At 73.0% G+C, this 8,085-nt stretch carries 7 protein-coding genes; 4 read left to right on the top strand and 3 right to left on the bottom strand.

Features of this window, described 5'->3' with window-relative positions; all coding sequences use genetic code 11:
• Window positions 1-91: 91 nt before the first annotated feature.
• Window positions 92-1,429: a PucR family transcriptional regulator gene (locus ACFWPS_RS41365; protein ID WP_383715700.1), complete on the bottom strand. Its 1,338-nt coding sequence runs from the start codon at window positions 1,427-1,429 to the stop codon at window positions 92-94.
• A gap of 111 nt (window positions 1,430-1,540) precedes the next feature.
• Here ACFWPS_RS41365 and ACFWPS_RS41360 point away from each other — a divergent pair, with 111 nt between their 5' ends.
• From ACFWPS_RS41360 to ACFWPS_RS41345, 4 genes are all read left to right on the top strand, one after another.
• Window positions 1,541-2,035: a nucleoside deaminase gene (locus ACFWPS_RS41360; RefSeq protein WP_383715698.1), complete on the top strand. Its 495-nt coding sequence runs from the start codon at window positions 1,541-1,543 to the stop codon at window positions 2,033-2,035.
• Between the two features lie 4 nt (window positions 2,036-2,039).
• Complete coding sequence (locus ACFWPS_RS41355) at window positions 2,040-3,017, top strand: isopenicillin N synthase family dioxygenase (RefSeq protein ID WP_383715695.1); 978 nt, start codon at window positions 2,040-2,042, stop codon at window positions 3,015-3,017.
• A 94-nt stretch (window positions 3,018-3,111) separates the two neighbouring features.
• Window positions 3,112-5,220: a hypothetical protein gene (locus tag ACFWPS_RS41350; protein WP_383715692.1), complete on the top strand. Its 2,109-nt coding sequence runs from the start codon at window positions 3,112-3,114 to the stop codon at window positions 5,218-5,220.
• Between the two features lie 77 nt (window positions 5,221-5,297).
• Entirely contained in the window at window positions 5,298-6,845 is a 1,548-nt protein-coding gene (locus tag ACFWPS_RS41345) for a hypothetical protein (RefSeq protein ID WP_383715690.1), read from the top strand.
• Between the two features lie 95 nt (window positions 6,846-6,940).
• On the opposite strand, the gene ACFWPS_RS41340 is transcribed toward ACFWPS_RS41345, so the two are convergent.
• Window positions 6,941-7,339: an SRPBCC family protein gene (locus tag ACFWPS_RS41340; protein ID WP_383715688.1), complete on the bottom strand. Its 399-nt coding sequence runs from the start codon at window positions 7,337-7,339 to the stop codon at window positions 6,941-6,943.
• Window positions 7,340-7,377: 38 nt separating this feature from the next.
• Window positions 7,378-8,049 carry an RNA polymerase sigma factor gene (locus ACFWPS_RS41335; protein WP_383715708.1) on the bottom strand — a complete coding sequence of 224 codons (672 nt, stop codon included), beginning with the start codon at window positions 8,047-8,049 and terminating at the stop codon, window positions 7,378-7,380.
• Window positions 8,050-8,085: the final 36 nt, after the last annotated feature.

Raw genomic sequence — 8,085 nt, 5'->3', positions numbered from 1 at the left:
CTGACCTTCTACAACACTCGACGCCGACACACTGCGCTCGCAGGCCAGCCCCCGATCAGCCGCCTGTCACCAAAGTCATGACCGAGTACACCTAGGCGCTCCGCCGGAAGTGCCGTGACATGCCGTCTGTCGACTGCTGCGCCGTAGTGGCTGGTCGCGCGCCCGCGGCGGTAGCCGCATATCGGACAGGGTCCCGCGCCCCTTCAGGGCGCTGCCGCACCACCCGGTGCGCGCAGGTCGCCGTCAGGAGTTCGCCCAGCAGGTCCGGGTCGCCGATCTCCAGGCCGAGGAGCGACTCGATGCGTTCCAGGCGCTGGTAGAGGGACTGGCGGCCGATGTGCAGAAGCGCGGCCGTGCGGGTCGGGGAGCAGCCGTGCCGCAGATGCACCTCCAGGGTGCGGACCAGGTCACTGGGGTGAGCCGCCTCCCAGGCCAGCAGCGGGCCCAGGGTGTGCTGGACGAGGACGGCGAGGCGGTCCCGGTTGGCGGCGACACCGCCCCGGGTCAGCTCCCGCTCCAGGGCGAGGGCGCGGGCCGAGGTCACCGACGGGCCCTCGGGCGGCGCCGGTTCGGCGGGCGGCACGGTCAGCGCGAGTTCGAGAGTGGTCCGGGCCGCCCGCAGCGTCTCGCTCCAGTGCAGCCAGCCGCCGGGGCCGACCGGATGTCCGACGGCGACCGTGGCCCCCGCCTCGGCGGCACCCCGGAACGCCTCCTGCACGGCTCGCACGGGATCGCCGGGGACCGCGGCCGGCACCGCCAGCAGCGCCAGCACGTCCCCCGGGAACACGGCCCGCAGCACCCCGGCCCCGCCCAGCACCCGTACCGCCCGGTCCACCGCGCCCACGCCCCGGCTGCCGTGCAGCGAGACACCGAGGAGCCGGGCGCCTGGGCCGGGATGGAACCCGGCGAGGGCGGCCCGGGCCTCCACCTCGGGCTGGTTGAGGGCCTGTCCGTCGGCCAGGTCGGCGAGCAGCGCCGCCGCGTGGTCGTCGCCCCAGGGCCGGACGACCGTACGGCGGCCGGACAGCCCCCGGGCCACGATCGCCCGGTTGGCGGCCTCGGCGATCCGCACGAAGGGCACCACCCGGTGCAGGGCGAGCAGCGGCAGGTCGAGGCGGCAGGCCTCGTCGGTCACCTCGGGCGGCATGCCGGGCAGCGCCCGCCCGACCTCCACCGCGAGACCGGCCGCACCGCGCGCCGCCAGCTCCCGCACGTACCGGCGGCGGACCTCGTCATCCGCGTCGGTCAGTCCGAAGCCGTTGGTGAGGAGCAGTTCGCCGCCGTCGAGGAAGTTGGCACCCTCGTAGACCTCGCTGGAGTGCACCCAGCGCACCGGGCGGTCCAGGGCGCCCTCCCCGGCGAGCAGTTCGGGGCGGGCCGCCCGCACGGGGTCGAGGGCCAGGACTTCGCGGAGGGTGAGTGCGGGCACGGCGACCTCCAGGGGACGGGCACGGCCGCTGACATTTCGTCCGGCCGAGGGTTGCCCGGAGGGTACTTTCCGCACGTTGCCCTCGTGTTTCGGCCACAGGAGAGTGAAGTCATGCACCCCATGGATCCGCTGGACACCCTGGACCCCCTGGACCCTCTGGACCGGACCCAGGCCCGTGCCTGGCTCGCCACCGCCGTCGCCGAGGCCCGCGCCGGGCTCGCCGAGGGGGGCATCCCGATCGGCGCCGCGCTCTACGGCGCCGACGGCGCGCTGCTCGGCCGCGGCCACAACCGGCGCGTACAGGACGACGACCCCTCCATGCACGCGGAGACGGCCGCCTTCCGCGCGGCGGGCCGCCAGCGCACGTACCGCGGCACCACCATGGTGACCACCCTGTCGCCGTGCTGGTACTGCTCCGGCCTGGTCCGCCAGTTCGGCATCTCCCGGGTCGTGATCGGCGAGGCCGCCACCTTCCACGGCGGCCACGACTGGCTCGCCGACCACGGCGTACAGATCGTCCTGCTGGACGACCCGGAGTGCACCGCCCTGATGCGCGACTTCATCAACGACAACCCGGCCCTGTGGAACGAGGACATTGGTGAGTAAATCGGTGAACAACACGAGCGGCAGCCCCCGTATCCCCACCGTCGACCTGCGCCCCTGGCTCGACGGGGACGAGGACGACCGGCGGGGGATCGCGCGGACCGTCGACGGGGCCCTGCAGACCGCCGGGTTTCTGCTGGTCACCGGGCACGGGGTGGACGCGGAGCTGCGAAACGGGGTCCGGGAGGCCGCGCGGCGGTTCTTCGGGCTGTCCGACGAGGTGAAGCGGGCGTACGAGGTGAAGGTCGGCGGGCGTGGCTGGCTGGGGCCCGGTGCGGAGGCCAACGGGTACTCGGAGGGCACCGAGACCCCGCCCGACCTGAAGGAGTCGCTGACCTTCGCGACCCACGAGCCGTTCGAGGACCCGCTGGTCAACGCCGAGTGGTACGCGCCCAACGTGTGGCCGGCGGAGGTGCCGGAGCTGCGGACGCTCTGCGCGGAGTACCTGGACCGGATGGGCGAGCTGGAGAAGGAGCTGTTGTCGCTCCTCGGGTACGCGCTCGGGCTCGAACAGGACTTCTTCTCGAGGCACATGGACCATCCGACGTACGGCTTCAACATCAACTGGTATCCGGGGACCGAGGTGCTCGGTGAGCCCGCGCCGGGGCAGTTCCGGATCGGGCCGCACACCGACTTCGGGACGGTGACCATCCTGGACCGGCAGGCCGGCAAGGGCGGGCTGCAGGTGTACACGGACGAGGGCGGCTGGGAGGACGCGCCGTACGACGCCGACGCCTTCACCATCAACATCGGTGACCTGATGGCCCGTTGGACCGGCGACCGGTGGCGGTCGGGGCGGCACCGGGTGCTGCCGCCGCCCACGGACGCGCCCGCCGAGGAGCTGATGTCCCTCGTCTACTTCGGCGAGTGCACCCCCGGCACCACCGTCGAGTCCGTGCCGGCGCCGGTCGGCCGGGTGGCGTACCCGCCGGTCGACTCGCACGTCTACCTGCGGGAGAAGCTGGACTCCATCACCGTCGGCTGATCTCACAGAGTCAGGATTCGTAACCCAACAGTCATCACGCGATCTGGCCCGAAGCAACTCCCCCTTCCTACACTCGTGTTGAGGGGGGACTGCCTTGCACAGACGGTTGCACGGGCGTGGGGCGCTGTTCGATGTCGAGCCGGCCGGGCTCGTTCCGAGAATCGTCGGGTTACGGCCGTACCAGCATCGTGCCCTCCCCCTCGAACACCCCGGTGAGCTGCCGTTCGTCGTGCTGACCGGGGCCCGGGGGCTCGGCAAGAGTGCGGTGCTCGCCAAGTTGCGGGACGCCTACAAGGGGCACACCCCGGTCGCGCTCGTCGACTGTGCGGACGAGCAGTTCGCGGCCCCGCCGCCGGAGCGGCCCGCCGCGTCCTGGTCGCCGGTCGGGCAGGCGCTGCTGGTCGTCGCCGAGCAGCTCGCCGAACCGGTCACCGGCGCCGGACGGATCACCTTCCCCCGGCTGATGTCGGGCCTGGTCGCGGTGGCCGCCGGCGGCTGGGGCGACGCGGACTCGGAGCGGATCCGGCGCGAGGTGGAGCGGATCCTGCTGCTGAACGAGAGCGGTTCGTGGATCAGCGGGTTCGCGGGGCGGTGGGCCGGGAAGGTGGCGGCCAAGGTCGTCGCCGCCGCGACCGGCACCGGGCCGCTGGTCTCCGGCGCCATCGAGGCCACCCTGGAGTCGATCGCCGAGGGCTTCAGCAGCCGCCGGCACCAGAAGGCGTCGATCTGGTACCGGACCTACCCCAACGCGGGCGGGCACGCCCAGCGCGGCCTGATCCTGCTCTCGGGCCACTTCCGCGCGGGCGGCACCTCCCGCGAGCACGCGGAGCGGTACCTCGTCCGGGCCCTGCTCGCCGACCTGACCGAGGCGTACGCGGGGGTGCTGCCGCGGATGCAGCGGCTCGGCCGGCCGCTGGTGCTGGTCGACAACGTGCAGACCGGGCCGGGGCCCGGCCTGGTGGAGGCGGTGCTCAGGGACCGCGCCGAGGGCATCACCGACCAGGTGGCGTTCGTCGCCGGACTGCGCGGCGACGGCCGGGAGCTGCTGCGCGGCGGGGTACGGCGGGAGCTGGCCGGGGTCGCCCGGCGCAGCGAGTGGACGCCGGACCCGGCCGTACCCTCCTCGCGGGCCCTGCTGGTCGCGCTGCCGCCGCTGAATCCCGACGACACCCTGCACCTGGTCGGCGCCCCGGCCGCACCCCAGCTCCCGCACGCCGTCCACCGGCTGACCGGCGGCAACCCGCTGGGCATCGCCCTGCTCGCCGAGGCCGCGGCCCAGCACCCGGAGCGGGCCGGATCGCTGGTCGGCCTGCTCACCGCCGACGTACAGCCGGTGGAGGACGGTCCCGCCTCGCCTGCGTACCTCCTGCTCCTCGACCGGCTCGTCCCCGCCGACCGCCTCGACGAACTGACGGTCCTGGCCGCCGCCCACGACCACGACTCGGCGTGCGCCCTGGCCGCCGCGCTGCTCCCGGACGACTTCGGCCCGGCCGACGTACGGGCCCTGCAGAACCGGCTCGCCCGGGAAGGGCTACCGGCCGTGCCCGGCCAGTTCGTCGGTGACCCCTTCGTACGGACCCTGCTACTGCTCCGGCTGCATCTGCGGGACGCCGACCACAGCGGCTGGCGCACCGCCCACGAGACGCTGATCGCGTACTACACCGAGGACCGGCCGGACGGGCGGGCCCGGTTCCGGCTGCACCACCAACTGGCCCTGGGACAGAGCGGACCGGCGGTCGCCCACCTGCGCGACGGCTTCCCGGTCCTGGACACCCGCAGCTGGCTGCACACCCTGCGGTTCATCGCCGCCGCGCCCTACTTCCACGCCCATGACGCCGAGGGCCGCGACTTCTCCGGCCAGGGCGACCGGCGGGCGGCGGTGGCGCTCGGCCGCACGGACGCGCAGCAGCGGGTACCGGACGGCGTGGACGCCGTACTGCACCTGCGGATACGGCGGTTGCTGCACGCGGTGTGGCTGCTGACCGATCCGCTGGTGCTGCCCGACCCGAAGGTGGGCGACCGGCTGCGATTCGAGCTGGAGCAGCTGTCCAACCTGCGGCCGGCCGGCAACGCGCTGCTGTGGCGGGCCTCCCGGGACTGGCCGGCGGCCGCGCTGGCGGGACGCCCGCCGGCGGACCCGGCGGACGACGACGAGACCGACGAAGGCGACTCGGGCGACGACGAGCGGAGCGGGGTGGCGTGATGGCACGGCGGGGCGAGGTGGCGTGATGGCACGGCGGGGCGAGGTGGCGTGATGGCACGGCGGAGCGGGGTGGCGTGATGGCGGGTCGGGGCGTGGGCACGTGGTTGCGGGAGGGCGTCTGGGAGATTCCGCTGCGCCGGTATCTCGCCCTGCTGGTCACCGCCGCGGTGATCGCCGGCCTGGTCGTCGGGGTACGCGTGGTCCTCCACGACGACCGGTCCTGCGCGCCGGGGGTGGCCCGGCCCGAGGGCAGCGACGAGTGTGTGGGCGTGGCGACGACCGCGTTCGACTTCGGGCATCCGCAGCTGCGGGACACCGTGCAGGCGATCGCCCGCGAGAACTCCCGCCTGAAGCCCGGGAGTTATGTCACGGTCGCGGTGATGCTGCCGTACACCTCGACGGCGACGGCGAACCTCGCCGACATCCAGCACGAGCTCCAGGGCGCCTATCTGGCCCAGTACCAGGCCAACCACGACTCCAACGGCCAGTCCCCGGTGATCCGGCTGGTACTGGCCAACCCCGGTGCGACCAGCCAGTACTGGCAGCGGATGGTCACGCAGCTGGCGGGCATGACGGGCGGCACGGACCGGTTGCGGGCGGTCGCCGGGGTCGGGCAGAGCACCGACAACAACAAGAAGGCCGTCAAGGAGCTGACCCGGCTGGGCATTCCGGTGGTGGGGTCGTCGATCACCGCCGACGACCTCGCCAACGGGCAGGGCGGCAAGGACCCCTACCCCGGCCTGGCCCGGGTCTCCCCCACCAACACCGACGAGGCCCGCGCCCTGGCCTCCTTCGCGAAGGTGAGCGCGGGCCGGGCGCTGCTCGTCTACGACAAGCCGGGCGATCCGTACACCCGGACGCTCCAGACGTCGTTCGCGGCGCTGATCAAGGGCTCGCCGTACGAGCCGCAGCCGTTCACGCCGCCGGCCGACCGCAGCCAGGAGGGGACCACCGCGAACACGTTCCGGCAGATCACCAACCTGGTCTGCGACACCTCGCGGACGACGGACACGATCCTCTTCGCCGGCCGCCACACCCAGCTGCGGCAGTTCATCAACGCACTGGGCGGACGGGGCTGCCAGGACCGGAAGTTCACGGTGCTGACCGGGGACGAGGGGTCGTACCTGACCGGCGAGAAGAAGCTGGACCGCAGTGCCCTGCGGCACAACCTCGCCGTCCGCTACACCGCCCTCGCCCATCCGGACGCGTGGGGCAGGGGCAGCCCGGCCACGGGCGGTTCGGCGGCCGACATGGCGACGCTGACCGGGCTGCTGAAGAGCGCGGAGAAGACACCGGTCGGGCCCATCGGGACGGTGGCCCTGGACGACGGGCAGCTGATCATCGCGTACGACGCGATGCGGCTCGCGGTGCACGGGATCCGCGAGGCGGTGCCGGAGGGGAAGGCGGTGCCGACGCTGGCCGACGTGGGGTTGCAGTGGCCGCAGGTGAAGGGGTCGCTGCGGGTGGACGGGGCGAGCGGCTGGATCTGCCTGGACGCGCACGGGAATCCGTACGACAAGGCGGTGCCGATCGTCGAGCTGCGGGCGGAGGGTGGGTCGCGGTTCGTTCGTATCGCGTGGCCGGAGGGGAAGGCGCCCAGTGGGGAGTGCTTGCCGCCGTCGTGAGCTGCGGGCCCGGTGGGGGCTGGTCGCGCCCACGCGGCGGAGCCGCATATTGATACGGCCCCGCGCCCCTTACGGGGCGCTTCAGCCGAGGCGCCTCAAGAGTTCATGATGTCGATCAAACGCTCGAATCTGGTACGCCATGCCGGTTCCGTCTCGCCCTCGCCCTTGAACTCGTGGGTGAAGCGCAGGGTGCTGCCGGTGTCGCCGTCGCGTTCCAGGTGGAAGCGGATCCTGCCGCCGCCCTCCACCGTGTACTCGGCGATCCGGTCGACGTCCCAGGCGGTCACCCGGCCCGTGCCCAGGTCACCGAGGGTGACCGTGCCGCCCAGTCTCGGTTGCAGGACGTCGACCGGGGTGAACCAGGCGGCCAGGCCCTCCGGGGTGGAGAGGCTCCGCCAGACCTGGTCCGTCGGCCTCGGCAGTCGTACCAGGAAGTGGAGGATGTGCGTTCTCCCGTGGGTCTGACTGATGCCCTGTTCTACGGAACCGGCCATGACACCAGCCTGACCCCGGCCCCCGGGATCCGCACCCCCTACGGACGCTCCCCCGCCTTGTCGACCACGGCCCGCGTGACGATCGACGTGCCGCCCATCGACGTACCGTGCAGGTCGTACACCCGCTCTCCGAGGAACGCGTACGTCTTCTCGTCGAAGATCAACTGGACCTTCTCCTGGCCGGCGAGACGTGCTCGTTGTCCGGCGTGTTCTCCTCCAGCAAGCCTTCCCGGGTGCCGTCCACCGACTGCCAGACCTCCCGGTCGTGGACGGGCTGGAGCTTCGCGGGTCCGCCGTTCTCGGAGACGGTGAAGGCGGTCCGGCTCTTGATGTACACGAACTGGTCGTCGCGGACGCCGGCCGGCGCCTTCTCGCGCTCGGCGGCCGGCGCGATGTGGCCGAGGAGGGCTGCCGCCTCCTGGGACGCGTGCGGCCCGGCGCTGGACGGGGGTCCCCCCGCTCGAGCGAAGCCGAGAGTGGGGGAGGGCGATGTTGGTGGCGATGCCCAGCAGCCAGGGGCGGGGTGAGCCGCCGTCCTCGTCGAGGCTCGCGCGCAGCCGCCAGGCCTCCAGGAACGTCAGCGAGACGACCTCCTCGGCGGTCGTCCACTGCCCCGTCAGCCGGAAGGCGTGGTTGTAGACCGAGCGCGCGTAGGCGTCGAAGAGGGCGGCGAAGGCGTCGTGGTCTCCGGCGCGGATGCGTCTTCGCAGATGTGTGTCCACGTCCTCGTACCTGTCCGTACGACG

It is taken from the genome of Streptomyces sp. NPDC058457, from assembly GCF_042720695.1.
Classification (GTDB): domain Bacteria; phylum Actinomycetota; class Actinomycetes; order Streptomycetales; family Streptomycetaceae; genus Streptomyces.
The sequence above is the reverse complement of the archived record's forward strand: the minus strand, read 5'-3'. Positions and strand labels throughout refer to the sequence as shown.

Coding starts and splice junctions, on each gene's coding strand:
- ACFWPS_RS41360 (WP_383715698.1), top strand. CDS start 1,541: ATGCACCCCATGGATCCGCTGGACACCCTGGACCCCCTGGACCCTCTG.
- ACFWPS_RS41340 (WP_383715688.1), bottom strand. CDS start 7,339: ATGGCCGGTTCCGTAGAACAGGGCATCAGTCAGACCCACGGGAGAACG.
- ACFWPS_RS41345 (WP_383715690.1), top strand. CDS start 5,298: ATGGCGGGTCGGGGCGTGGGCACGTGGTTGCGGGAGGGCGTCTGGGAG.